This is a genomic window from Yersinia aldovae ATCC 35236, assembly GCF_000173735.1.
Classification (GTDB): domain Bacteria; phylum Pseudomonadota; class Gammaproteobacteria; order Enterobacterales; family Enterobacteriaceae; genus Yersinia; species Yersinia aldovae.
In genome coordinates this window covers 1-24148 of record NZ_ACCB01000044.1, presented here as the reverse complement: position 1 = coordinate 24148, position 24148 = coordinate 1, and the positions used below count along the sequence as shown (strand labels likewise).

Below are 24148 nucleotides of genomic sequence, written 5' to 3'. Positions count from 1 at the left end.
TAAACAAATGGATGAAAGGATGTTTGTCCAATGTTTGTCTTCGGGAGTAGGAAATGAAGCCTTTCTTGCGCTGGTGTTACGTTGTGACAGCACTCATGCTGGCAGGATGCAGCAACCATGATTGGCGTAAAGACGAGGTGTTGGCAATCCCGTTGCAACCTACGTTGCAGCAGGAAGTGATTCTGGCCCGCATGGAACAAATCCTTGCAAGCCGGGCACTTACGGATGATGAGCGCGCACAGCTTTTATATGAGCGCGGAGTGCTGTATGATAGCCTCGGGCTACGGGCACTAGCGCGAAATGATTTTTCGCAAGCGTTAGCTATTCGTCCTGATATGCCAGAAGTTTTTAACTATCTGGGCATTTATTTAACGCAGGCAGGCAATTTTGATGCTGCCTATGAAGCGTTTGATTCTGTACTAGAGCTTGATCCAACTTACAATTACGCGCGTTTAAACCGGGGTATCGCTCTCTATTATGGCGGTCGACTCCCGTTGGCGCAGGATGATCTGCAGGCGTTTTATCAAGACGATCCAAATGATCCCTTCCGTTCGTTGTGGCTGTATCTGGTGGAAAGAGAAATCGATCCCAAGACAGCGGCAGTAGCGTTACAACAGCGCTATGAAAAATCGGACAGAGGGCAATGGGGATGGAATATTGTCGAATTCTACCTGGGCACGATCAGCGAAAAAACGCTGATGGAAAGGCTCAAGGCAGATGCAACGGATAACACTTCGCTCGCTGAGCATCTCAGTGAAACTGACTTCTATTTAGGTAAACATTACCTAAGTCTGGGGGACAAGGACACCGCTTCGGCGCTGTTCAAACTGACGGTAGCTAACAACGTTCATAATTTTGTTGAGCACCGCTATGCATTGTTGGAATTGGCGCTTTTGGGCCAAGAACAAGACGACCTATCGGAATCGGACCAGCAATAGCTGACGAACAACTATTAGCCTGATATACCTTGGTTTTTTCCAAAGTTAATCACCCTAACAGGTGATGGCCTTTTTGTTCGTTTTATAATCTAATTTGAGCCGGTTCACACTTTTCAATGAAAATGACTGAAAATTTTCTCGACGAGTTATGTAGACTGGCTGCCATTATTAATGAGGCACGTGTACATGACTACTGAGCTTGAAACCTCTTTTGCTGATCTGGGGCTATCCGCTCCTATTCTTTCCGCTCTGACTGATCTTGGTTATGAAAAACCATCTCCTATCCAGTTGGAATGCATCCCACACCTGTTAAACGGCCGTGATGTTCTCGGTATGGCACAGACAGGCAGTGGTAAAACAGCCGCGTTTGGTCTGCCGCTGTTGCACAATATTGACCCAACATTAAAAGCGCCACAGGTGCTGGTGTTGGCACCGACCCGTGAGTTGGCTATTCAGGTTGCACAGGCACTGACCGACTTCTCAAAACACATGAGCGGCGTTAACGTGGTGGCCCTGTACGGTGGCCAACGTTATGACGTTCAATTACGCGCTTTGCGCCAGGGGCCACAAGTTGTTGTTGGTACCCCAGGTCGTCTGTTAGACCACCTGAAACGCGGTACTCTGAATCTGTCCAACCTGAGCGGTTTGGTATTGGATGAAGCAGATGAAATGCTGCGCATGGGCTTTATCGAAGACGTCGAAAATATTCTGGCACAGATCCCGGCTGAACATCAGACCGCGCTGTTCTCTGCTACCATGCCGGAAGCGATTCGTCGTATCACCCGTCGCTTTATGAAAGAGCCACAGGAAGTCCGCATTCAGTCTAGCGTGACGACCCGCCCTGACATCAGCCAGAGTTTCTGGCGCGTGGGTGGCGGCTATAACAAGAAAGAAGCATTGGTTCGTTTCCTGGAATCTGAAGATTTCGATGCGGCTATTATCTTCGTGCGTACTAAAAATGCCACGCTGGAAGTTGCAGAGGCCCTGGAACGTAGCGGCTACAACAGTGCTGCATTGAACGGCGATATGAATCAGGCACTGCGTGAGCAGACACTGGATCGTCTGAAAGATGGCCGTCTGGACATTCTGATTGCAACTGATGTTGCTGCGCGTGGGTTGGACGTTGAACGTATCAGCCTGGTAGTGAACTATGATATCCCTATGGATTCAGAGTCTTATGTTCACCGTATTGGCCGTACCGGTCGTGCGGGTCGCGCTGGCCGTGCGTTACTGTTCGTCGAGAACCGTGAACGTCGTCTGTTGCAAAACGTTGAACGCACCATGAAGCTGACGATTCCAGAAGTTCAGTTGCCAAACGCAGAATTGCTGGGCGAACGCCGTTTAGCTAAATTTGCGGCAAAAGTGGGCCAACAGCTAGAAAGCAGTGATTTGGATATGTACCGTGCATTGCTGGCTAAGCTGCAACCAGAAGACGGGTTTGATCTCGAAACACTGGCTGCTGCACTGCTGAAAATGGCACAGGGCGAACGTCCTCTGATCTTGCCACCTGAAGCACCGCGCCGCCCACAGCGTGAATTCAATTCTCGTGATGACCGTGGTAGCGATCGTGGTCGTGACCGTGACCGTGGTGACAGCCGTCGTGAGCCTCGCGCTGATAGCCGTGATGGTGGCGAGCGCCCAGCACGCCGCGAACGTCGTGATGTTGGTGAGATGGAACTGTACCGCATTGAAGTGGGCCGTGATGATGGTGTTGAAGTTCGTCATATCGTTGGCGCTATCGCTAACGAAGGTGATATCAGCAGCCGTTATATTGGTAACATCAAGCTGTTTGCTTCGCATTCAACTATTGAGCTGCCAAAAGGTATGCCGGGCGAAATGTTATCTCACTTCACCCGTACCCGTATCCTGAACAAGCCGCTGAACATGCAGCTGTTGGGTGATGCACAGCCACATGAACGCCGTGAGCGTCCAGCTGGCGGTGCCGGTGGTGAGCGCCGTGGTGGCCCTCGTACCGCAGGTGGTGAACGTCGTGATGGCGCAGGTGCTCCTCCTCGTCGTTCATTCGGCGGCGACCGTGCTCCTGCCGGTGGTGGCGAACGTCGTGGCAACCGTGATGGTCAGCGCGCTGCTGCACCACGTCGTGATGATGCCGCTGCGCCAGCGCCAGCTGCTGCTGCACCAACTCGCCGTCGTTTCGGTGATGCATAACGCTTAGTCATCTTTGATGATTAAATGTAAAAACCAGCCTTCGGGCTGGTTTTTTTATGTCTGCGCTTTCATTGGTGAGCAGTTTACAGGTGCTCAACCGGTTTCAAGTCTTGTTGCAAGCTAGCAACTATCTCAAATGAGTATAAGCGCGCCTGATGATCAAAGATCTGGCCATTGATCATCAATTCATCGGCTTGTGTTTCGCGTAATAATGCCTGAAGCCCGTGCCGTACTTTGCTCTTATCTCCAATAATAGACAGGCGCAGAGCTTGATCAACACCCAATTGCTCGGCGGGTGAGCAGATATTATTCATATCTTCTACCGGAGGCGGTAACTGACCCGGTGTGCCACGGCGCAGATTGACAAACTGCTGCTGCATTGAGGTAAACAGGAGGCGGGCATCACGATCGCTGTCTGCGGCGACGATATTCACGCACACAATTGCATACGGTTTTGCACATTGAGCGGAGGGCTTAAAGTTCTCGCGATAGAGTTTTAGTGCCTGAAGCAGCATATCTGGCGCGAAATGGGATGCAAAAGCAAAAGGCAGGCCCATTGCGGCGGCGAGTTGAGCGCTATACAGGCTGGAACCCAATAACCACAGTGGAACATGCAAGCCCTGACCCGGAACCGCTTGTACCGCCTGACCGGGTTGTGCCTCGGCAAAGTAGTTTTGCAGTTCGCGCACATCAGACGGGAAGTTATCCACTTCACCGGACAGATGGCGGCGAAGTGCCATCATGGTGCGTTGGTCACTGCCAGGCGCGCGGCCAAGGCCCAGATCGATACGGTCAGGATAGAGCGAAGCGAGGGTGCCAAACTGCTCTGCTATCACTAATGGCGAATGGTTTGGCAGCATGACACCACCAGAGCCGACGCGGATTGTGCTAGTACCTCCAGCAATGTAGCCAATTAACACGGAGGTCGCCGCACTGGCAATACCGGTCATATTATGGTGTTCAGCCAGCCAATAGCGCTGGTATCCCCATTTTTCAGCCTGTTGAGCCAAGTCCAGCGAAGCGTGGAAAGCCTCTCGCGGTGTTTTACCTTGCGCTATCGGTGATAAATCGAGTACTGATAGCGGTACAGTTTTTTTGTCAGTCATAGAATCGTCCATCTTAACCTTATGTCGAGTCGCTTGAAGGGCGAAAACATTAATTTTTTAACCCATAGGGTGTATAGCCACATTAATGCGCACGTAAGGCGTATATACCATGTGCGGCTATCATGCATAAAAGCATAATCTAAATCCCGGTTTGGGAAGGGGTAATAAGTGCGGCTTTATCAATATAACTTCGAACCTAAGTTACCAAAACTATAGTGAGTTGCTATCTCGGGCCTTTTATATATAAAACACAACCTTATTTTTAGTTATAATTAATGTAATTTCGTTAGGGTTTCTTATTTTAATTATTTCTTAATTGTTTTTTATATCCCCAATGCTATTTTCAGATGTCCATGCTGGGTGTGTCATTCAGAGGGGTATTAACTTATTAAAGGGAGGTGGTTATGAGGGGTTATGAAATTAAACTTAATGGCGACTATGAGAGTAAAATAGATGAAGTCACTCCGAATAAGTACAAAATCACGAGGGATATGTTTGTTCAACCTATTCTCATGATGAACATGAATAGGTTTTATATAGATCCAAACCGGATGGACTTAATTTATCCAGAACCAATATCAGCTAATTTAACTAAATTCGAAAAAGATATGATCATTAATAGATCAGCGATGCTAGAAGCACGGGGAGATGAAGGATATATAAAAAATTATAACATCTATAAGAAAAATATAGCTAAGGGAGATATGACAAACGATGAGAAGGTCGTAGCTGAAAAGGAGTTATATGTTAATTTACAAGAAGTTACGTATAATCGTTCACTCGCTAATCTTAAAGAGGAATTAGCGAAATTTAGCCGTTGGCTAGATAATGATACTTCTATAAATCAATATGACAGAGATAAACCTCTTATAAATAAATATATGATCGCTAAGTGGGTAAATGGTTATCAATCAGATTTTGGGAGTGGAACAAACAGTGAATTTTTAGCTGGTTGTAATAAAGTAGAAAAAAATATCGCGCCATTATTAAAAGAAATAAAACATTTCCAAAGTATTTATATCGCATCAAGAGCTAACTTTACTTTGATTTCTAACGCTGAAGATTTTTTAGAGTGGAATTATACTGATAGGTTATCTGAATATGATGCGGTTACAGATAATGTGAGGCGTAATACAATAAATGACACTTTTAGTTTAAAAGATATGAGAGAGATATATGTAGCCACTACGGATGCTATTATAGTAGATGCGGATTTCTTATCCAATGTTGAAATAGAAAACTTGGGGAATATTATGGCATTTATAGTGGAAATTGAAAGTGCTAGTGATTTCTGTCTAAACACCATCTTTTCAGATGGAATAGCAAAACAGCTTATCCCGTCTATGAGTCTGAATGGAATCTAAAAACGGGGACACCCATTTATGAGCAAATAAGCGCCCGATGTTATCTATCGAACAATATTACCGCATAAATGATGCTAGGGGCGGTGACCCCCTGCATCATTTATGACACCAATTCCAGTCCAGCCAAACGCCGCCAGTAGCCGTTGCAATCGGTTTTATCGGTTAAGGTGAGTGGGTTTAACCCTTGTTCATTGGAACGAAATTGATCAATAACCGCCAGTGTTTCACTGCTTTGGGGAGAAAGGCGCACGATATCCACCAAACTTTGCATCGAAATCAAATCGTTACCGAGGTTATAGCAGTAACCACTTTGAGTTTGTATACCATTGAGGATAAACACCTGCTGGTCTTCCTGCGACAGCACCGGTCTTCCTTGTGGGTATTTGATACAACAGGTTTCACATTCGTCTTTGGCTCGATCTTCTGAGCGTGCAGTAAAGCAGCGGGCGGAATAAGCCAGCGGCAGGTGGCCGTAGCTCAATACTTCGACTTCAAACTGATTGCGAAACCCCAGCTCTTCACACTGTTGCAGCACATTCGCCAGCCAATCGCGAGACAATTCAACCGGCATACACCAACGCATCATGCCCTGACGATGCAAGATCCGCAGAGTATAAGCGTTATAGCAATTGAGTGCATGGCCAGCGACAAACGGCAGGCCACGTTCGGCGGCCATGTTCACCGCACCCAGATCGTTGGCTTCCAGCAGGAACTCACCGTTTTCCACATAACGCTTTAATTCATTTAATTCTGACGGCGCTTGTAGCAGAGCCAGTGTGGAGATTACTACCTGCTTACCGCTGGCGGCGACTTCTTTGGCAAGCGCTAACCAATCACCCACCTTCATTTCACGGCGTTTGGTACACACATTTTCACCGAGATAAATAATATCCGCGCTGCTGTGGGCGGCAGCGTGATAAAAAGCTTCAATATCGGTTTTTGGCCAGTAATAGAGCACTGCGCCTAAGGCGTATTTCATATTTCCTCCGGCTACTGCCACTTACGATGATAAGCGCCCAGGGTGGTTTGGGTGCCTTCGGACATTGCGCCCAGTTGTTCCATCCATTCCGCTTTGGCGCTAAATTGCGCAGGATTAGCCAGATAGCGGTCAATCGCTTGTCGCCAGACTTTAGCCACCTGGCTGACATACGCCGGGCTGCGTTGGCGGCCTTCAATTTTCACCGAGGCAATATTGGCGGCAAACAGTTCCGGTAGAAGCTCCAGAGTATTCAGGCTGGTTGGCTCCTCCAGTGCGTGATAACGCTGGCCGTCCACCAGATAGCGCCCTTTGCATAAGGTGGGATAACCGGCATTTTCGTTATCATCATAGCGGTCGATCAGCACTTCATTGAGGCGAGATTCCATCCCTTGCTTTGTTTGCTGCCAGCGAACAAAGCGCGCTGGAGAGCAGGCTCCGACAGTATTGGGGGATTCACCGGTCAAATAGGAGGAAAGATAGCAACGGCCTTCAGCCATAATACATAAGCTACCAAAAGCAAAGACTTCCAGCGGAACCGGGCTGGTGCGTGATAACTGTTTTACCTGATGCATTGACAGCACGCGTGGCAATACCACTCGAGCTACATCAAAGTGGCGTTGATAAAAGCGGATGGCTTCATCGTTGGTTGCAGACGCTTGCACCGACACATGGCGCTCAACTTCCGGGTAGCGTTCTGCGGCATATTCTAACATAGCTAAATCGGCCAAAATCAGTGCATCCGCCCCCAGTTGGGCCGCCATATCTACTGCGCGCTGCCAGCGGGAGTAGCCGTCAGGGTGGGCAAAGGTATTAATGGCAATATGCAGTTTACGTTTGCGGCTATGAACGTAATTGACCGCTTCCTGCAACTTTTTATCAGTGAAATTAAGGCCGGCAAAATGGCGGGCGTTAGTATCATCTTTCAGGCCGATATAGACCGCATCGGCACCATTATCGATGGCGGCCTTTAATGCGGGTAAGTTGCCGGCAGGACAAAGCAGCTCCATAGAATTTTCCTGAATGAGTCAACGGTTCGCCTTGCTGACGTTACCGCTGGCAATGATTGTTCCCCATCCGAAGATGATATTGGTAGCGATGAAAATCTTATCGAATGGCGATTCTAGTTAACCTGCTCCGCCGTGACCTTGATTTAAGGCAGTTTCTTGGGCATTGGTGTCATTCTTCTGATATTTAGCAATACAGATCAGAGACAACTTGGTGCAAAATTTATTGATATAACACACTTCAACATTCTACCTATGTGGCAAAATAGTCATATTGAGCATTTCCCTTCTTATATCTGAATCAAGAGGAGCGCAGCCTGTGTTGGGAGAACTACGAGCATGTCTAGTGCGCCAAGGGCCAGCACTGTTGCGAGGCCCGTTAAAATTGGCCCCCTTTGCTTTAAAGCGTCAGGTCATAGAGCAAGTTCTGGGATGGCAACTTCGTCAGGCTTTGCAGGACGGAGAACTGGCGTTTTTGGAGTCACGTTGGTTAAAAATTGAAGTTCGCGACCTCGCTTTGCAATGGTTTATGAGCGTAGAAAACGGTAGGCTGGTTGTGAGCCAACAGGCTGAAGCGGATGTGAGCTTTAGCGGTGATGCCAACGATCTGATTTTGATCGCTGCCCGTAAAGAAGATCCGGATACGCTGTTTTTCCAGCGCCGGTTACGAATTGAAGGGGATACCGAATTGGGCCTGTATGTGAAAAATCTAATGGATGCCATCGAGTTGGAATCCATGCCGACGCTACTGCGTGTAGGTCTGCAACAACTGGCTGATTTTATCGAGGCTGGTCAGCAAGAGGGTGCGGCGAGTGCTTCCCGTACATTAGCATCATGTTGATCAGGGTTGAAATCCCGGTGGATGCACCGGGGATCGACGCCTTATTACGCCAGGCTTTCAAACGAGATGATGAAGCCGAACTGGTGCAGCAATTACGCGAAGACGGCTTGCTGACACTGGGTATCGTGGCAACTGACGATGAAGGTGGTGTTGTCGGCTATGCGGCCTTTAGCCCGGTTGATGTTGGTGGTGAAGACCGTCAATGGGTTGCTCTGGCACCGTTGGCCGTGGATGAAACGCTGCGTCGGCAAGGCCTGGCTGAGAAGCTGGTCTATGAAGGGCTGGATTCTCTGAATGAATTTGGCTATGCCGCCGTGGTGGTGCTAGGCGAGCCTGGTTATTATCAACGTTTTGGCTTTGTACCCGCCGCCCGCCATCAATTGACCTGCCGTTGGCCCGGCACTGAAGCGGCTTTTCAGGTTTATGCGTTGGCGGAGGATGCACTGACTGGCGCGGATGGCGAAGTGGTGTTTTCTGCCCCGTTTAGCCGGGTTTAACCTCTGGCTGTGCTATCAACGAAGAGGGCTGGTTAGCGACCAGCTTTTCTTTTTGCAGCTTACTGAGCTGTTTCACTCGATACTCCAGCTTCAATGCCGTTGAGCGGTCACCCGCCTCACACTGAAATACCAGCGTTAATTCTCCTTTGCCCCGTAGCGCTTTTGCGCCTTTCCCTGCCTGATGTTGAGCCAATCGCCGTGTGACATCGGTGGTAATGCCGGTATAGAGCATACCGCTGGCGGTGCGCAGCAGATAGAGATGCCAAAGGTTGTCCGACATGATTTTATTCCAGTCCGGGGGTAGCGGTTCGGAACATTATTACCGGAATTGCGTGTGGCATCCTGATTTTTTTATCTACTGGCACCTAATGGGGGAAATGCGCGGGGGAAGAGGCCTCCCGCCCGCAGAGTAGCCGTTTTTTATTTTGGTTTTTGCTGCAAATTCAAAACGTGGTGAAACCAGGCCGTACAGTGTCCAGCCGAGGAAGGTCACAATCGCACCCCAGGTCATGGCTTCTTGCCCTGAGCTGTACAGCGCATAGAAGCTATACATCGCACCGATAAAAGCAATGATGTTAGCTCTACGGGCTTTAGCTGGTGGCACATTGGCAGTTTTCTGGATAATCACCAGCGCCGCCATCGACAGAATGTAAGGGATAATATTGGTCACCACCGCCAGATTCACCAGCACGTTGAACTGTTTGTTCAGTGACGGGCTAATGGTCATCAGGGACAGCACACTTTGGATGACCACAATGGTCAGCATCCCCTTGATAGGGGCATTGGCTTTACTGACTTTTGAGAAGATTTTCGGGAAAAAGCCCTCATCTGCGGAGGATTTGAATACCTGAGCGATGGTGAACTGCCAACCCAATAGTGAACCCACGCAGGACATGATCATCAATGCCATGATGATTTTACCGACTGCTGGTGTGAACATATAAGCGAACGCCAGGCCAAACGGCGCGGTTGAATTAGCCAAATCCATGTTCGGTACAATACCGGCAATAACGTTAGTTGAGATGATATAGATAACCGCTGCACCTAAAGTCCCACCCAGCACAGCGATCGGAACGTTACGTTCAGGGTTTTCGACGGCATCAGTGTTGGCACAGGCAGATTCCAAACCGAGGAAGGCCCATAATGTCATTGAGATGGAAGAACCAATGGCTTCAAAGGTGGGTACTGCATGTGGGTTCCACGCTGCCATATAAGCTGAACCACTAAACCAAAACCAACCAATGATTGAGATGCCGACCACCGGAATGATGACACCCCAAATGGTGACACTACTGATTTGGCCGGTAATGCGTGCGCCGCCAAAGTTGGCGACAGTTGCCAGCCACAACACGCCGATGGTTGCAATACAAATGCCCAGCGGTGATAGGGTGGCACCCATCAATTCAGTGCCGTAACCCACCGCAGAAATAGCAATGGCGATGTTGGCAATCAATAACGATGCACCATAGGTATAGTTAGCCATGAAATTACCGGATTTGCCGAAAGCATATTCTGCATAACCACCCATACCACCGGATTTACGGCTGAACATACCACATTGGGCGAAGGCATAGGCTAGCGCCATTGAGCCGACAGCAGTGACTAACCATGAAACAATAGAAATTGTCCCAACTTCGGCGAGTTTGGTTGGCAGCATAATTATGCCTGAACCCATCATGTTGACGGCGGTCAGAATAGTTAGCTGTACTACTCCCATCTTATTATTTGATTTACTCATTTTTATTATCTCTTTTTATATTTCAGAGACTGCGGGAATAATGAATCCCCGCAGGTTTGAGCGAATATTGGTGTTGTATAAATTTCCGAATTATTTGACTTTGAACGCCAATTAATTTGGATGTAAATTTATTATTATTTATTGCTTCATCATGTAACCGTATGCACGGTTCCAGCCATCTTCATCGACTTGTAAATAAACACCTTGTAATTCAGGTGCGAAGCCTGGCAATAAGTTAATACTTTCTTCAAGTGCCAGGAAATAACGTTGAGCCGCACCACCCCAAACTTCACCAGGGACAACACACAATACTCCCGGTGGGTAAGGAAGTGCGCCTTCTGCGGCAATCCGGCCTTCTGCTTTACACAATGGCACTAATTCAGCATGACCACGAACGAATTCAATATTGGCATCCTGAGGATTCATCATGACTTTAGGGAAATGCTGTTTACGGAACATCTCTTTTTGCAGTTGTTTAACATCATAGCTGACATAAAGATCATGCATTTCCTGACATAATTTACCGATGGTATAGTCTTTATAACGAGTTTCGTTATTGCTATAGACTGTCGGTAATACAACACTTAACAATTCATCTTCTTCAATGAAACGTTCAAATCGAGCAATTTGCGCGACTAAATGTTGCATTTTTGCCAAGTCTTCTGCTGGTGTTAATAAGAACAGAATAGAGTTAAGGTCACATTTTTCTGGCACAATACCATTTTCGCGCAGGAAATTAGCCAGAATGGTGGCCGGAATACCTGATTCGGTATATTCACCGGTATTAGTATCAATACCAGGGGTAGTTAATAACAATTTGCACGGGTCAACAAAGTATTGTGATTCTTCGTAACCTTCAAATGCATGCCATTTTTCGCCGGGGATAAAGTTAAAGAAGCGCAAGTCTTGTGCCATAGCCTCGGTGTCATATTCTTGCCAAGGTTTGCCATCCACTTCTACCGGAACAAAAGGCTTAATCATATTACAGGTACTTAAGATCATTTTACGTGCTTCAATACCGGTCTTAACACAATCTAACCACATACGTTGACCACTTTTGCCTTCATGCATTTTAGCGTTAACATCTAATGCGGCAAATAATGGATAGAATGGGCTGGTGGACGCGTGCATCATAAAGGCATTATTAAAACGTTTATGGTTGCAGTAGCGATCCTGGCCTTTAATATGTTTATCTTTTTTATGAATCTGTGATGTTTGCGAGAAGCCAGCTTGTTGTTTATGGACTGATTGAGTAACGATAATACCAGGATCGTTTTCATTCAATTCAAGTAACAATGGTGAACAATCTTTCATCATTGGAATAAATTGTTCGTAGCCTACCCAAGCAGAGTCAAACAAAATGTAGTCACACAAGTGGCCAATTTTATCCACAACCTGACGGGCGTTATAAATGGTGCCGTCATAAGTCCCTAATTGGATAATTGCCAGGCGGAATGGACGCGCTTCGTTAGCACGCTCAGGCGCTACACTACGTATTTGTTCACGCAGGTATTTTTCTTCAAAACAGTGGGCGTCAATACCCCCAATAAAGCCAAACGGGTTACGGGCCGTTTCCAGATATACCGGAGTAGCACCGGCTTGAACCAGTGCGCCGTGATGGTTGGATTTATGGTTATTACGGTCAAACAGTACCAGATCACCACGGGCTAACAATGCATTAGTCGCCACTTTATTGGAAGCGGAAGTCCCGTTCAGTACGAAATAGGTTTTATCCGCGTTAAATACTTTTGCTGCATGTTTTTGTGCGTCACAAGGTGCGCCTTCATGAATAAGCAAGTCACCTAATTTAACGTCAGCATTACACATATCAGAGCGGAAAATGGCTTCGCCATAGAAGTCAAAGAATTGACGGCCCGCTGGGTGTTTACGGAAGAATTGGCCACCTTGATGCCCTGGGCAGGCAAAGGTGGAATTCCCCATTTCGACATATTTTTTTAAGGTATTAAAGAAGGGGGGCAGCAGCTCTGATTCATATTTTTTTGCTGCGGTTTCCAGCGTTTTACCATAAAAATTAGTATTATTTCCGCATAATTCAAATACACCATTTAAAGACGGTAACACATCTGAATTTAGTTCTTCTTCGCAGCAAACAGCGGCATAAATTGGATATTTAACCCTAATTCATGAATGCTATTAATCATGCCATGATTAATGTCCTGAACAGAAAGTACCACGGCGGCAACATCAGTAAAGTCGGTGTGCAAAACATCGATTACTTCACGCTGTGAATCAAAACAAGGCATGGCAGATATACTTGCCGCAATCTTTAATTCTTTCATTTTTTCTCTCTTATTTTATTTAGGGTATATTAGCCCGTCCAACATTTTTGCAAGTTGGATTTAGTCGTTTAATAAATTCTGTGTATAGCAGTCCGTACCAATGAATTAACATCCATTAATAATTAATGACTGCTTTTCTGCACAACACCTTGCCTTATGTATGAAATAACTAAATTTCAGGCGCAGTGATTCTTGTGTCATTTAGCATTAATGACCAAGGTGACATTTAACTTTTACGGGATAGCTATTTTTCTGCTGAAGGCTGAATCACACTGGGTTTTTATCGGCTGAGTAATAACATTACTCGCACTGATAGTAGTAAAAATGAAACCAAGTGTTATCATCTTCGGAGAAAGCAGACAATAGGTAACATAACGTAAAGGGAGTAAACACTTTTCGCATCTGTTAAACATTGTGCATAGACAATGACTATCCAATAAACGTGGATGTCATCGCAGGAGGGATATTATCTATAATGGTAATAAGAAAAATTAAAATAACTACGATGCGCTGGCATCATTAAATGTGTTGTCCGCCTTATATGCGCCATTTTCTTGTTGTTATTTTCCATTTGCATAAGTCTCTGTTTTTTTTAAAACACATTTTTAGTTTTAAACAAGGTATCTGTTTTAAACAAAGTTTTAGAAAAATGAACTGATGGCGGTTATTCTAGTCATAATGCTCTTTCATTCTGTGATGCATGTCATGTTTTTATCCGATTTTAAAATGCCTTTTGACTATCTTATGAATAAAATACCGTATTTATTCATTTTAAACGGTAAGTATTCAGAACTGTACTGTATGTTATGCAAAACAGTAGGATTATATTTAACACGGCATACACATCAGCAGGCTTATTATTAGCAATGAGTGCCGGTTATTAAACAGTTTTGTATTTTATTTGTTAATCCAAAATGATTTGTTACATCCTGTTTTATACGTAAATTTTGCATATAAATTCATATCTGTCTTATGTGGTAAATGTTAGCTAAATCACGTTATCAGGCTCTTTATCGCCAAAATCGTAATTGTCAGGGAGGATATGCTTGAGATCTTTTCCTCATCAGAGCTAAATATCGAAACATAAGTGTAAGTGCCGCCAGATTATAAAGAACATTAACTGAATAACGTCAGACCACTGCTGGCGGCTAAGTTAATGTACACTTAACGCTGTTTTTAAGCCGGAGGATGCCGTAGATAATGAGTGATGTGAATAACCCTGATGACCTGATCTCCATTACCCGCTTCCTGCGCCAGCAACATGTTCTGACGCTGTGCGCCGGCAGCGGTATGGATATGTGGTGCGCCAACTGTTTTTATGTCTTTGATGAAGCGAAAATGGCGCTTTATCTGATGACAGAAAAGCACACCCGTCACGGCGAGCTGATGCAGATAAACCCGCAGGTGGTCGGTACAATTGCTATCCAGCCACGCACCGTAGCATTGATAAAAGGCATTCAATATCGCGGTGAAATAACCGAACTAAAGGATGACGCCGAACACATCGCCCGCCAGCACTATTGCCGCCGTTTCCCGGTAGCTAAAGTTGTATCCGCCCCCCTCTGGCAGCTCAATTTGCTGGAAATCAAGATGACCAATAATACCCTTGGTTTTGGCAAGAAATTGCATTGGCATGCCCTTCTTCCTTGAAATTACAGGGGTGTTAGCTACTCTCATTTACTCGAATCACTTACTGGTTGTTGATCTTAACGTCAGTAAGCTCATCGGGATTAATGAGCCTCGTTCCTGAGGCTCTCCCTTTGGGCAGCATAAATGCTGTTCAAATCGGTTCCCGACCGATTTGTTGTTCGTTTGCCGCCTACCTGTAATTCCAATGACTTTGGGCATAGTTTCTTCGCTATGTTCTGGTGTTTCTGGTATGTATTATTCATATCAATTGATTTGATGATTATCTCCATGTTGGGGTGGCGCGAGCATTTTTATCCGGAGGTCAGATGGCGAAGGTATTATTATTGGGGGCAAGTGGCCTGGTGGGGGGCGAGTTACTGCGCTTGCTGCGTTTGGATGCCCGCGTAACCTCTATTATTGCGCCAACCCGCAAGCCGCTGCCAGTCATGAATAAACTGATTAATCCGCAAGGTGAGAATATCGGCGAGTTACTAAAAACTCTGGATGAGCCGGTGGATTTGGTGTTTTGTTGTCTGGGTACCACTCGCCAGCAAGCGGGCAGTCAGGCGGCATTTCGTCAGGTGGATTATCGGCTGGTGTTGGCTGCGGGTGAAACCGGTTTGCGGCTTGGCGCGCGGCATTTCCTGCTAGTGAGCGCGATGGGCGCTAACCCGAACTCGTGGCTGTTCTATAACCGTACCAAAGGTGAGGCAGAGCGGGATTTACAAACTCAGGGTTGGCCGCAACTCACTTTCGCCCGGCCTTCAATGCTGGCCGGTCAACGCACTAAACCGCGTTTGATGGAAAGCCTTAGCGCGCCGTTGTTTGCCTTATTACCTGATAAATGGCGCTTAATTAAAGCCAAAGATGTGGCACAAGCGCTGCTTGATCAGGCTTTCGCTCCGCCGAAAGAGGGAGTGACAGTATTATCATCAGCCCAAATGCAGCAACATTAATCATTATAAGCTAATTACCTGATTATCCTGCGCGATGGTGACGCCGTCGGGCAGTGTGTTGTCGAGCGCCCAGGTATCTAATTGGTGGCTGATATGGGTCAGCAAGGTGGCTGCCGGTTTTAGTAACTCACTGATAGCGAGGGCCATTGTCACATCATTATGATTACGTGGCGGCGAACGGTGTGGGGCAAGATGATGTGGCGGATGGCTGCAATCTTGTATTAATAAATCAATATTCTTACTGGCTAAAAATAGCGCGCTATCAGCGGGTAACCCAATGGTGTCGGTGAGATAGGCGATAGTTCGGTTAGGGCTTTGCAGCAGGTAACCGAAGGTGATTTTTGAGTGATTGAGGGGCACAGGCGTAACCCGTAAATCGCCAAATTGAATCGGGTGAAATGCGCTGAGTGGCGGCTGAAAAGCCAATATGCCCGGATGCTTATACAGATCGTCGCAGCCATCAGGATCTGGCGGCCCGTACACCGGGATCGCATTTCCACACCCCCAACGTAACGGAAATAACCCCTGAACGTGATCCATGTGGTAATGTGTAAGCAAAAAACGCTGAATTTCCCCTCCAGCAAACAGTTGATCCAGTGCTGGCAACCCGGCATCAATCAAGGTCGTTTCCCCCTGATAACGCAACATTGCACTGCAAGGTTGACGGCGCAGCGCGGGTTGTAATCTGGCTTTGGCGCAAACTACACACTGACAACCAAACACCGGCACCTGTTGGGCGCATCCGGTTCCTAACAATGTTAGTTCCATTCTTGATTCCCCTCCTGCTGTGTTGTGGCGGGCGTTGCCAGCAATTGCTGTAATTGCCCCAGCGTGTGGTGCAGTTCGCCATCATTACAAAGTCGCTGGCAGTTAACCGGCAGTTGCTGTTGATAATGTTGCGCCCGCTGTAAACGCGCCTGGATTTGCTCACTGTTCTCACGCCCACGTTGCAGTAAACGTTGGGCCAAAATTGCCGGTGAAACGGTCAGGCACAGTGGCAGTAATTGGTGGTGATAGCGCAGCTGGGCTTCGGGTAAGTAGGCTCGGGATCCATTGACCACCACATCCAACCCGTGTTGTAGCCAGATATCAATCTCAATTCCTACTCCATAATGATGCTGATGTGCCTGCCAAAACAGCGCAAACAGCCCCTGTTCGGCGCGCAATAAAAACTCCTGTTCACTCAATGCGATATGATTTTCAGCCCCCGCATGGGCTTCGCGGGTAATATAACGATGCGCTACCATAACGTTGGTGGGTATGGCCGCTCGTAGCGCGGATAGCAGGCAATCCTTACCTGCACCGGAAGCGCCCATCAGATAGATTAAGCGCGCCATCAGAACACCTGTATTCCCTGCCGCCAGACGTTTTGCACATACACATGCTGATGGTGTGAACCCTTATGGGTGCGCGCCAATATCAAATCAGCTCGCTTACCTTCGGCAATCACGCCGCGATCCGCTAACCCTAAAGCTCTGGCCGGGTTATGTGTCACCAGATTGACCGCTTGCGCTAAGGTGAAGCTGTTGCTCTCGTCATGCGCGATACGGAATGCGGCATCCAGCAGGCTGGCGGGGTAATAATCGGATGATAAGATATCCAATACGCTCAGTGATGCCAGTTGGTGTGCGGCGACATTGCCTGAATGGGAGCCACCGCGCACAATATTGGGCGCGCCCATCAATACCTGTAACCCATGCTGATGTGAGGCTCTGGCCGCCACTTCGGTGGTGGGGAATTCAGCAATGACACTGCCCAATGCCTGTGATTCCGCCACATGTTCAGCGGTGGCATCGTCATGGCTGGCCAAAGTTATTCCCCGCTGACGACAATGAGCGGCAATGGCCTGTCGATTCTGCCCCGACCAGCGGGCGGATAGGCTGATTTGCTCTTCTTCAAACTCTGCCATTTGCTGATCGTTAAGGTGATACTTACCCTGGTAATATTCACGATACTTGGCGCGTGAAGCGAACTGGCGCTGGCCCGGTGAGTGATCCATCAGAGATACCAATGAAAGTTCTGGCTGCATCATCAGTTCTTCAAACAGTGGCAAGGTGCTGTCATGGGGTAATTCACAGCGCAAATGAATTCGATGTTCGGCTCGATTCAATCCTGACCGCTGGCTCTCTACCACGGCGTTAATCATTTTTTGCAGATTATCCAGCCGATGGCCGCCATCCCGCACATCGCCAACCGCCACGGCATCCAACACGGTGGTGATGCCGCAGGCAACCATTAGCGCATCGTGGCTGCTCATGGCCGAATGTGCTGGCCAATCCACATTGGGGCGGGGGGTAAAAAACTTGTCGAGATTATCGGTATGCAGCTCGATCAACCCCGGCAACAACCAGCTATTTTGTCCATCAATTGCCGCTGAAAGTTGTGTCGGACGATCACTATAACTGCGGATCACCCCTTGGTGGATTTCCAGTGATCCGCTGACCACCTGATCCTCAAGAATAAGATTGACGTTGTTGAAGATCATGATGGGATCTCTGCGCTGACGTGAGAGGGGGGCGGTGTCATGGTAAGTAAGCGGTCACTGACATGATTGCGTACTTTTTCATCATGGAAAATACCGACAATTGCGGCTCCGCGCTGTTTAGCTTCATCAATCAGGCTGACCACAGCGGCGCTGTTGGTGCTATCGAGCGAAGCCGTCGGCTCATCCAGCAGCAAAATGGGATAATCGACAATAAACCCTCGCGCGATATTAACCCGCTGTTGCTCGCCGCCGGAGAAGGTAGAAGGGGCCAGATCCCACAACCGCGGTGGCACATTAAGTCGCGTCAACAGATCCTGCGCCCGCTGTTGGCAGATTTGCCGATCAACCCCTAATTCCAGCAGGGGTTGCATCACCAGATTTAATGCACTGATTCGTGGGATCACCCGTAAGAATTGGCTGACCCAACCCACCGTATGACGGCGCACCGCCATAATTTGCCGGGCTTGCGCGCTCACCATATCCAGCCATTCTCCCTGATGTTTCACCCAGATATGGCCGCTGTCGGGTAAGTAATTGGCATATAAAGAGCGCAGCAGAGTGGATTTTCCGCTGCCGGAATGGCCGTGCAGCACCACACACTCACCACTGCCAACTTCCAATGAAGTTTGATGCAGCACCGGCAGGCGAATACCGTGCTGGTGGTGTAACACAAAGGTTTTACTGAGATTTTCAACTTTCATTTGTAGCATAGGCAGCTGTAGGGCGCTCATAGTCAGTTCTCACTCAGTTTTGTAATACCGATGAAACCAGTAGCTGGGTATAAGGATGGTGCGGGTCATCCAGCACTCGGTCAGTCAGGCCGCTTTCGATCACCTGGCCTTCCTTCATCACCAGCAACCGGTTAGCCAATAAGCGGGCAACCCCCAAGTCATGGGTGACAATCACCACCGCCAATTGCATTTCCACCACCAGATTGCGCAGTAAATCCAGTAAGCGCGCTTGCACTGACACATCAAGACCGCCAGTCGGTTCATCCATAAATACCAGCTTCGGATGTGTCACCAGATTGCGGGCAATTTGCAGTCGCTGCTGCATGCCGCCGGAGAAGGTGGTGGGCAGGTCATCAAGACGGGATAAGGGGATCTCGACATCTTCCAGCCAGCGGCCTGCTTGTTGGCGTATCTCGCCATAATGGCGTTGGCCAATAGCCATCAGTCGTTCGCCGATATTACCGCCCGCCGAGACTTGTGGCCGCAGCCCATCGAGTGGGTGCTGATGCACTACGCCCCATTCGGTGCGCAGTAAACGGCGGCGTTGGCTTTCGGCCATCTGATACAAATCAACCGCTGATTGGGCATCAGGGCGATAAAAAATTTGCCCATTCTGCGGTGCCTGGCGGGCTGAAATGGATTTCAGCAAGGTGGTCTTACCCGAACCCGATTCACCCACAATCCCTAACACTTCACCGGGATACAGTTGGAAAGAAACATCACTAAACCCCTTACCTGGCGCATACAAATGGGTAAGATTCTCCACCGACAACAGCGGGTGAACAGCAGCGGATGGTGAAATAACTTGTTCAACGATCATTGAATATTTACCTCTTGTGCCGCTACTTGCGCCAGTTGCTGCTGGCAAAAATCAGTATCCGAACAAACAAACATCCGGCTGCCCTGATCGTCCATCACCACCTCATCGAGATAACTGTGGCGCGAGCCGCACAAAGCACAGGGTTCATCCCATTGCTGCACGCTAAAGGGGTGATCGTCGAAGTCCAGACTTTCCACTTTGGTAAAAGGTGGCAGGGCATAAAGGCGTTTTTCACGACCGGCCCCAAACAGTTGCAGCGCGGGCATCATGTGCATTTTGGGATTATCAAATTTCGGAATTGGCGACGGATCCATCACATAGCGATCATTCACTTTCACCGGATAAGCATAGGTGGTCGCGATATGGCCGTAGCGAGCGATATCTTCATACAATTTCACCTGCATCACGCCGTATTCCTCCAGCGCATGCATTTTGCGTGTCTCGGTTTCGCGCGGTTCAATAAAGCGTAACGGCTCTGGGATCGGCACTTGATAGATAAGGATCTGATCCTCGGTCAGCGGCGTTTCTGGAATGCGGTGCCGGGTCTGGATCAAGGTAGCATCAGTGGTTTTTTCGGTAGTCGCCACCCCGCTGACCCGCTGGAAGAAGCGGCGGATCGACACCGCATTCGTGGTGTCATCAGCTCCCTGGTCGATCACTTTCAGCACATCGTAACGGCCAATCAGGCAGGCGGTTAACTGAATGCCACCGGTGCCCCAGCCATAAGGCATCGGCATCTCACGGCCGCCGAATGGCACCTGATAACCGGGGATGGCCACGGCTTTCAGTAACGCGCGGCGTAATGTTCTTTTGGTTTGCTCGTCCAGATAGCCCAGATTGTAACCGGTGAGAACCTCAGTCATGGCGCGGCTCCTGTTGTTCTGCGGCTGCGGATGAATGCTCACGGCGCAGGCGCTTGAGTAACTCCAGCTCCGCTTGAAAATCAACGTAATGGGGCAGTTTGAGATGAGAAACAAAACCGGCGGCTTCGACATTGTCGGCGTGGGATAACACAAACTCTTCATCTTGCGCCGGGCTGGCGACATTTTCGTCGTATTCCCGGCTTTGCAAGGCGCGATCCATCAAGGCTATCGACATGGCTTTGCGCTCACCACGACCCAATACCAAACCGTAACCGCGCGTGAAATGCGGGGGTTCTGCTGCCGGGCTGACAAAACCATTCACCATTTCGCATTCGGTGAGTAAGATCTCACCGATATCAATGGCAAATCCCAGTTCTTCCGGCTCAATTGAAATGGTCAGCTCGCCGGTGCGGATCTCGGCGGCGAATGGATGAGTTCGGCCATAACCGCGCTGGGTGGAATAGCTCAGCGCCAGCAGGAAACCTTCATCACCGCGCACCAGCTGTTGCAGCCGGGCTGAGCGATTACACGGATAAACCGGCGGGTTGCGGGTGATATCTTCCGGCGGGGTGCCGTCATCCTGCTCAACTTTTGCTAATTGCTCTTGCGCTAATAAATCAAACACATGAGCGCAATTATTTTGCGATACCGCTTCTGGCGATATTTCCCGGCGATTGAGCGCGTGCGGGGCATCTCCTGCGGCCAGCAGGGTGAAATCCAGTAGTCGATGGGTGTAATCATAGGTGGGGCCGAGCACTTGCCCGCCGGGCAAATCTTTGTAAATGGCGGAGATGCGCCGCTCCAGCCGCATATTGTCAGTTGCCAACGGTTGGCTGACCGCCAGACGCGGTAAGGTGGTGCGATAGGCGCGCAGCAGGAAAATCGCTTCGACCAGATCACCGCTGGCTTGCTTGATGGCCAATGCAGCCAGTTCGCGATCATAGATACCGCCCTCAGTCATCACCCGATCAACCGCCAGACCGAGCTGTTGCTCAATCTGTTCGCAATCGATAGCCGGGATCTGTGTATCACCACGGCGCTGGTGTTCGAGTAATTGATGGGCTGCCGCAATGGCTTTTTCGCCCCCTTTGACGGCAACGTACATCAGCACACCTCCACATGGGTGGTTCGTGGGATAGCCATTAGGTTCTCGCCGCAGGTCAACAGAAAATCGAGGCCGGCAGGGAATGCGATCGGGCGGTTAAGCAGGTAATTCAGCACGGTAGAGGGCAATTGCGGAGCCACTGTGCGGTGGTGCTCAATGCCCGGCCCGCGTAGGCGCAGAGGTACACCCAGGTGCAGACTGGTGGCCTGAAGAATGATGGTGGTGGCGTGCTCTGGCGAAAGTTCATTACCCACCGGGCAGCTAATCAAGAGTTCTTCTTTTATCTCATTGTCAAATAAAGAAAAAAGTGAATTTTTGATGCTGGTTGTCAGCATTGCTCCGCAATGAAAACGTATATTCTGTTGCACGACATCATGGTTGAGCGGTTCATCCAGGTAGAGCGGCGTTTCCTGATCAACCAGGGTCAGCAGGATGCTGGTGGTGGCGGGATTTAATGGCTGCCAGCCGCTGCCATGGGGCAGTGAAACGACAACTCCCGGTTCGCTTAATGCCTTGAGAATACGGCGAAAAGCGTGCTGAGCATCATCAACCGGCTGGTCGAAATGGTTTAATAGGCTCATTAGTCTTCTCCTCGCACCAGGGTGAAGAAATCCACTTTACTGGTGGCGATAGCGCGAGCGCGCAATTCCCGCCGCTCCTGCTGTATGGCCGCCAGAGGATGAATGACGGTTTTCAGCAGCAATTCACTCAGACCGGCTGGTTGTCCATTAAGGGTGGAAAGCTGCAATAACGCATCTAATAGCGCGCAGAGTTCTGCATGAGGTTTATTGCGCCCGGCTATGTAGCTGTAACCATAGATATCGGTGTTGTGGTTGAGTTTGATTACCGCGCGGGTGAGGGTCATATCGCCCAGAATAAACCGGCGGCCAGTGCCGCCCATTCGCGCCTGTAATTGGCTCAAACCAATCTCTGGCGCACGGATCACCTGATATTGCGGTGCCAGATTCAAGGATTGCCAATGTGCAAGCAATTGCGCCGGTTGGCTGTGGGCCAACACCGACATCCAGCCCTGCCGGGTGTTCGAGATACTTTCCATTTAGTGCTCCATGGTCAGTTCAATCATGTCGGCGCGCGTCAGGCTGACGGAGTACTCCGCCACCTGCTGGCTATCAACACGGATATTCAAGGTGCGCACACAGAGCAGCGGCGCATGGGTGGCAATCTCAAGTAAACGGCTCTCTTTGGCCTGAGCACGGCGTGCGCTAATACGAGTCTGGCTACGGCTTAAAGGCTGTTGCAGATGTTGGCTGATGAATTGATGTAGTGAACCGGCGTTAAACTGCTGCAACGCGGGCCACCAACTCAAATCCGGCAGGTAGTGATCGATAACGCAGACCGGTACACCATTGACTCGCCGCAAGGTGCGTAAATGAATCACTGTCGTCCCTTCATCCAATGACAGCGCTTTGGCAACATGCTCAATGCACGGGCGTAAGACGGCGAGTAAGCGCTCACTGGTGGGGTCACTACCCTGATCTAATACGTTTTGGCTAAAGCGCGCATTGGCACGCAGCGGGTAGTCATAAGGGCGCATTAACACCAAAATGCCGATACCTTGCCGACGTTGCAGCCAGCCGCGTTCGACCAATTCATCGACCGCCCGACGCAGGGTATGGCGATTGACCTGATAACGTTCGGCTAACTGCTGTTCAGACGGCAGATAATCCCCGCAGCGATAAGCACCGCGCAGCTCCTGTTCTAATTGGGCCGCAATTTGTTGATAGCGGGTGGGATAACTGGTCGGTGGTCTAGATAAGTGCATGGCAAATAACCCCTCTGTGCGCATCATCACGTCTGACGGCCATCCACAATGAAACACAAGGAGCAATACTGATGAGCAGGTGGCGGATTGTCATGGTGATAACCAGTAAGTTTTCTCACCCGCTATGCTGGCGGTTTTTAATGACAGTAGGGTTAAGCTGAGATGGCGGAACGATGAAATCTTGCGGCGTGATAAGCCGTTTTTCAGAGGTGAGGAATTTAAGGGGCAGTAGCCGCCATTCTGCACGCGGGAGAGTGTACAGAATGGCTAAAATAAATTACCGCAGGTGATGGATAACCTGGTTATCGCTACCGCGCCAAATAAGCGATGGGTCTTTTAGGTCTTGCACAAATTTGCCATCGACCAGCACATTGATTAAATCAACCACTTGCTGTTGGTCGGCGGTCAGTTCAGCCATTGTATAGCCAGTCCAGACCCAAATATCTTTACCGTCGCACTCCTGGCGTACGCGTTTGACCAGTTGCAGAATGGCGGACAGATTTTGTGGATGCAGCGGGTCACCGCCGGAGAGGGATAACCCTTGCCGGTGGATACGAGGATCGTTCAGATCCGCTATGATTTTATCTTCCATTTCTTGGGTAAATGGCTTACCCGAATTCAGCCGCCAGGTGCTTTTGTTATAACAACCCACACATTCGTGTACGCAGCCAGAGACAAACAGCGTACAGCGAGTGCCAGGGCCGTTGATAACGTCGACGCTATAATATTGATGATAATTCATAATCAGTGCCTCCCTCGTACTTGAAGCCGCAGGGGTGTTCGCGACGTTCACTTACCCGAATCACTTACTGGTCTTGACCTTAAAAAAATAAGTAAGCT

Annotated in this window: 25 protein-coding genes and 1 pseudogene; 8 read left to right on the top strand and 18 right to left on the bottom strand. The window is 48.9% G+C overall.

The window, feature by feature from the left end; translation table 11 throughout:
* Positions 1 to 53: 53 nt before the first annotated feature.
* The 3 genes from nlpI to YALDO0001_RS16425 all read left to right on the top strand — a co-directional run bounded on the left by nlpI (position 54) and on the right by YALDO0001_RS16425 (position 3107).
* Positions 54 to 938 (top strand): lipoprotein NlpI, encoded by an 885-nt coding sequence (gene nlpI, locus YALDO0001_RS16430; protein WP_005156264.1) that lies wholly within the window; start codon positions 54 to 56, stop codon positions 936 to 938.
* A 116-nt stretch (positions 939 to 1054) separates the two neighbouring features.
* Positions 1055 to 1135 (top strand): protein YrbN, encoded by an 81-nt coding sequence (gene yrbN / locus YALDO0001_RS22430; RefSeq protein ID WP_096335046.1) that lies wholly within the window; start codon positions 1055 to 1057, stop codon positions 1133 to 1135.
* Positions 1125 to 3107 carry a DEAD/DEAH family ATP-dependent RNA helicase gene (locus YALDO0001_RS16425; protein ID WP_004704658.1) on the top strand — a complete coding sequence of 661 codons (1983 nt, stop codon included), beginning with the start codon at positions 1125 to 1127 and terminating at the stop codon, positions 3105 to 3107. Before yrbN ends, YALDO0001_RS16425 begins: the two co-directional genes overlap by 11 nt.
* 83 nt (positions 3108 to 3190) lie before the next feature.
* Here the strand turns inward: YALDO0001_RS16425 and YALDO0001_RS16420 are convergent, their stop codons facing one another.
* Entirely contained in the window at positions 3191 to 4213 is a 1023-nt protein-coding gene (locus YALDO0001_RS16420; protein ID WP_004704657.1) for a luciferase-like monooxygenase, read from the bottom strand.
* A 404-nt stretch (positions 4214 to 4617) separates the two neighbouring features.
* Here YALDO0001_RS16420 and YALDO0001_RS16415 point away from each other — a divergent pair, with 404 nt between their 5' ends.
* The gene (locus tag YALDO0001_RS16415; RefSeq protein ID WP_004704656.1) at positions 4618 to 5577 is read left to right on the top strand and encodes a hypothetical protein; all 960 of its coding nucleotides are present in this window, start codon (positions 4618 to 4620) and stop codon (positions 5575 to 5577) included.
* A gap of 100 nt (positions 5578 to 5677) precedes the next feature.
* On the opposite strand, the gene YALDO0001_RS16410 is transcribed toward YALDO0001_RS16415, so the two are convergent.
* Both YALDO0001_RS16410 and ubiU read right to left on the bottom strand, forming a co-directional pair.
* Positions 5678 to 6556, bottom strand: coding sequence for a U32 family peptidase (locus YALDO0001_RS16410; protein WP_004704655.1), 879 nt, complete (start codon positions 6554 to 6556; stop codon positions 5678 to 5680).
* Positions 6557 to 6567: 11 nt separating this feature from the next.
* The gene (gene ubiU / locus YALDO0001_RS16405) at positions 6568 to 7563 is read right to left on the bottom strand and encodes a ubiquinone anaerobic biosynthesis protein UbiU (RefSeq protein ID WP_004704654.1); all 996 of its coding nucleotides are present in this window, start codon (positions 7561 to 7563) and stop codon (positions 6568 to 6570) included.
* A gap of 316 nt (positions 7564 to 7879) precedes the next feature.
* Here ubiU and ubiT point away from each other — a divergent pair, with 316 nt between their 5' ends.
* Together ubiT and YALDO0001_RS16395 are read left to right on the top strand one after the other, a co-directional pair.
* A complete protein-coding gene (gene ubiT / locus YALDO0001_RS16400) occupies positions 7880 to 8401 on the top strand; it encodes a ubiquinone anaerobic biosynthesis accessory factor UbiT (protein ID WP_042840332.1) in 522 nt (173 codons plus the stop codon).
* A complete protein-coding gene (locus tag YALDO0001_RS16395) occupies positions 8395 to 8898 on the top strand; it encodes a GNAT family N-acetyltransferase (protein ID WP_042840330.1) in 504 nt (167 codons plus the stop codon). The genes ubiT and YALDO0001_RS16395 overlap by 7 nt, the downstream gene beginning before the upstream one ends.
* Here the strand turns inward: YALDO0001_RS16395 and YALDO0001_RS16390 are convergent.
* From YALDO0001_RS16390 to speFL, 4 genes and pseudogenes are all read right to left on the bottom strand, one after another.
* Complete coding sequence (locus YALDO0001_RS16390; RefSeq protein WP_042547646.1) at positions 8885 to 9178, bottom strand: GIY-YIG nuclease family protein; 294 nt, start codon at positions 9176 to 9178, stop codon at positions 8885 to 8887. The genes YALDO0001_RS16395 and YALDO0001_RS16390 overlap by 14 nt on opposite strands.
* Positions 9179 to 9253: 75 nt before the next feature.
* Entirely contained in the window at positions 9254 to 10636 is a 1383-nt protein-coding gene (gene potE / locus YALDO0001_RS16385; protein WP_004704650.1) for a putrescine-ornithine antiporter, read from the bottom strand.
* Positions 10637 to 10774: 138 nt separating this feature from the next.
* A pseudogene (speF, locus tag YALDO0001_RS16380) lies at positions 10775 to 12936 on the bottom strand (ornithine decarboxylase SpeF).
* A gap of 466 nt (positions 12937 to 13402) precedes the next feature.
* Positions 13403 to 13486, bottom strand: a complete 84-nt coding sequence (gene speFL / locus YALDO0001_RS22220) for a leader peptide SpeFL (RefSeq protein WP_223300551.1) — start codon at positions 13484 to 13486, stop codon at positions 13403 to 13405.
* A gap of 650 nt (positions 13487 to 14136) precedes the next feature.
* On the opposite strand from speFL, the gene YALDO0001_RS16375 reads away from it, so the two are divergent.
* Positions 14137 to 14586, top strand: coding sequence for a YhbP family protein (locus tag YALDO0001_RS16375; RefSeq protein WP_004704646.1), 450 nt, complete (start codon positions 14137 to 14139; stop codon positions 14584 to 14586).
* 305 nt (positions 14587 to 14891) lie between these two features.
* Positions 14892 to 15521, top strand: a complete 630-nt coding sequence (locus tag YALDO0001_RS16365) for a Rossmann-fold NAD(P)-binding domain-containing protein (RefSeq protein ID WP_019080670.1) — start codon at positions 14892 to 14894, stop codon at positions 15519 to 15521.
* Positions 15522 to 15524: 3 nt separating this feature from the next.
* On the opposite strand, the gene phnP is transcribed toward YALDO0001_RS16365, so the two are convergent.
* The 11 genes from phnP to nrdG all read right to left on the bottom strand — a co-directional run bounded on the left by phnP (position 15525) and on the right by nrdG (position 24050).
* Entirely contained in the window at positions 15525 to 16289 is a 765-nt protein-coding gene (gene phnP / locus YALDO0001_RS16360; RefSeq protein ID WP_042840328.1) for a phosphonate metabolism protein PhnP, read from the bottom strand.
* Positions 16280 to 16858, bottom strand: a complete 579-nt coding sequence (gene phnN, locus YALDO0001_RS16355) for a ribose 1,5-bisphosphokinase (protein WP_042840327.1) — start codon at positions 16856 to 16858, stop codon at positions 16280 to 16282. The genes phnP and phnN overlap by 10 nt, the downstream gene beginning before the upstream one ends.
* Entirely contained in the window at positions 16858 to 18006 is a 1149-nt protein-coding gene (gene phnM, locus YALDO0001_RS16350) for an alpha-D-ribose 1-methylphosphonate 5-triphosphate diphosphatase (protein WP_042840326.1), read from the bottom strand. Before phnM ends, phnN begins: the two co-directional genes overlap by 1 nt.
* Positions 18003 to 18737, bottom strand: coding sequence for a phosphonate C-P lyase system protein PhnL (gene phnL, locus YALDO0001_RS16345; protein WP_042840324.1), 735 nt, complete (start codon positions 18735 to 18737; stop codon positions 18003 to 18005). The genes phnM and phnL overlap by 4 nt, the downstream gene beginning before the upstream one ends.
* Positions 18738 to 18750: 13 nt before the next feature.
* Positions 18751 to 19557 (bottom strand): phosphonate C-P lyase system protein PhnK, encoded by an 807-nt coding sequence (gene phnK / locus YALDO0001_RS16340; protein ID WP_042840323.1) that lies wholly within the window; start codon positions 19555 to 19557, stop codon positions 18751 to 18753.
* Positions 19554 to 20420: an alpha-D-ribose 1-methylphosphonate 5-phosphate C-P-lyase PhnJ gene (locus tag YALDO0001_RS16335; protein WP_042840322.1), complete on the bottom strand. Its 867-nt coding sequence runs from the start codon at positions 20418 to 20420 to the stop codon at positions 19554 to 19556. The genes phnK and YALDO0001_RS16335 overlap by 4 nt, the downstream gene beginning before the upstream one ends.
* Positions 20413 to 21525, bottom strand: coding sequence for a carbon-phosphorus lyase complex subunit (locus YALDO0001_RS16330; RefSeq protein WP_004704639.1), 1113 nt, complete (start codon positions 21523 to 21525; stop codon positions 20413 to 20415). The genes YALDO0001_RS16335 and YALDO0001_RS16330 overlap by 8 nt, the downstream gene beginning before the upstream one ends.
* The gene (phnH, locus tag YALDO0001_RS16325; RefSeq protein WP_042840320.1) at positions 21525 to 22106 is read right to left on the bottom strand and encodes a phosphonate C-P lyase system protein PhnH; all 582 of its coding nucleotides are present in this window, start codon (positions 22104 to 22106) and stop codon (positions 21525 to 21527) included. The genes YALDO0001_RS16330 and phnH overlap by 1 nt, the downstream gene beginning before the upstream one ends.
* Entirely contained in the window at positions 22106 to 22582 is a 477-nt protein-coding gene (phnG, locus tag YALDO0001_RS16320) for a phosphonate C-P lyase system protein PhnG (RefSeq protein ID WP_042840319.1), read from the bottom strand. Before phnG ends, phnH begins: the two co-directional genes overlap by 1 nt.
* On the bottom strand, positions 22583 to 23308 hold the full coding sequence (phnF, locus tag YALDO0001_RS16315; RefSeq protein WP_042840317.1) for a phosphonate metabolism transcriptional regulator PhnF: 726 nt from the start codon (positions 23306 to 23308) through the stop codon (positions 22583 to 22585). It lies immediately after the preceding gene.
* Between the two features lie 277 nt (positions 23309 to 23585).
* A complete protein-coding gene (gene nrdG, locus YALDO0001_RS16310; protein ID WP_004704637.1) occupies positions 23586 to 24050 on the bottom strand; it encodes an anaerobic ribonucleoside-triphosphate reductase-activating protein in 465 nt (154 codons plus the stop codon).
* Between the last annotated feature and the right edge of the window lie 98 nt (positions 24051 to 24148).

Excerpts from the sequence above, each read along its gene's own strand:
- nlpI (WP_005156264.1), top strand. The coding sequence starts at position 54 with ATGAAGCCTTTCTTGCGCTGGTGTTACGTTGTGACAGCACTCATGCTG.
- yrbN (WP_096335046.1), top strand. The coding sequence starts at position 1,055 with ATGAAAATGACTGAAAATTTTCTCGACGAGTTATGTAGACTGGCTGCC.
- YALDO0001_RS16425 (WP_004704658.1), top strand. The coding sequence starts at position 1,125 with ATGACTACTGAGCTTGAAACCTCTTTTGCTGATCTGGGGCTATCCGCT.
- YALDO0001_RS16420 (WP_004704657.1), bottom strand. The coding sequence starts at position 4,213 with ATGACTGACAAAAAAACTGTACCGCTATCAGTACTCGATTTATCACCG.
- YALDO0001_RS16415 (WP_004704656.1), top strand. The coding sequence starts at position 4,618 with ATGAGGGGTTATGAAATTAAACTTAATGGCGACTATGAGAGTAAAATA.
- YALDO0001_RS16410 (WP_004704655.1), bottom strand. The coding sequence starts at position 6,556 with ATGAAATACGCCTTAGGCGCAGTGCTCTATTACTGGCCAAAAACCGAT.
- ubiU (WP_004704654.1), bottom strand. The coding sequence starts at position 7,563 with ATGGAGCTGCTTTGTCCTGCCGGCAACTTACCCGCATTAAAGGCCGCC.
- YALDO0001_RS16395 (WP_042840330.1), top strand. The coding sequence starts at position 8,395 with ATGTTGATCAGGGTTGAAATCCCGGTGGATGCACCGGGGATCGACGCC.
- YALDO0001_RS16390 (WP_042547646.1), bottom strand. The coding sequence starts at position 9,178 with ATGTCGGACAACCTTTGGCATCTCTATCTGCTGCGCACCGCCAGCGGT.
- potE (WP_004704650.1), bottom strand. The coding sequence starts at position 10,636 with ATGAGTAAATCAAATAATAAGATGGGAGTAGTACAGCTAACTATTCTG.
- speFL (WP_223300551.1), bottom strand. The coding sequence starts at position 13,486 with ATGGCGCATATAAGGCGGACAACACATTTAATGATGCCAGCGCATCGT.
- YALDO0001_RS16375 (WP_004704646.1), top strand. The coding sequence starts at position 14,137 with ATGAGTGATGTGAATAACCCTGATGACCTGATCTCCATTACCCGCTTC.
- YALDO0001_RS16365 (WP_019080670.1), top strand. The coding sequence starts at position 14,892 with ATGGCGAAGGTATTATTATTGGGGGCAAGTGGCCTGGTGGGGGGCGAG.
- phnP (WP_042840328.1), bottom strand. The coding sequence starts at position 16,289 with ATGGAACTAACATTGTTAGGAACCGGATGCGCCCAACAGGTGCCGGTG.
- phnN (WP_042840327.1), bottom strand. The coding sequence starts at position 16,858 with ATGGCGCGCTTAATCTATCTGATGGGCGCTTCCGGTGCAGGTAAGGAT.
- phnM (WP_042840326.1), bottom strand. The coding sequence starts at position 18,006 with ATGATCTTCAACAACGTCAATCTTATTCTTGAGGATCAGGTGGTCAGC.
- phnL (WP_042840324.1), bottom strand. The coding sequence starts at position 18,737 with ATGAGCGCCCTACAGCTGCCTATGCTACAAATGAAAGTTGAAAATCTC.
- phnK (WP_042840323.1), bottom strand. The coding sequence starts at position 19,557 with ATGATCGTTGAACAAGTTATTTCACCATCCGCTGCTGTTCACCCGCTG.
- YALDO0001_RS16335 (WP_042840322.1), bottom strand. The coding sequence starts at position 20,420 with ATGACTGAGGTTCTCACCGGTTACAATCTGGGCTATCTGGACGAGCAA.
- YALDO0001_RS16330 (WP_004704639.1), bottom strand. The coding sequence starts at position 21,525 with ATGTACGTTGCCGTCAAAGGGGGCGAAAAAGCCATTGCGGCAGCCCAT.
- phnH (WP_042840320.1), bottom strand. The coding sequence starts at position 22,106 with ATGAGCCTATTAAACCATTTCGACCAGCCGGTTGATGATGCTCAGCAC.
- phnG (WP_042840319.1), bottom strand. The coding sequence starts at position 22,582 with ATGGAAAGTATCTCGAACACCCGGCAGGGCTGGATGTCGGTGTTGGCC.
- phnF (WP_042840317.1), bottom strand. The coding sequence starts at position 23,308 with ATGCACTTATCTAGACCACCGACCAGTTATCCCACCCGCTATCAACAA.
- nrdG (WP_004704637.1), bottom strand. The coding sequence starts at position 24,050 with ATGAATTATCATCAATATTATAGCGTCGACGTTATCAACGGCCCTGGC.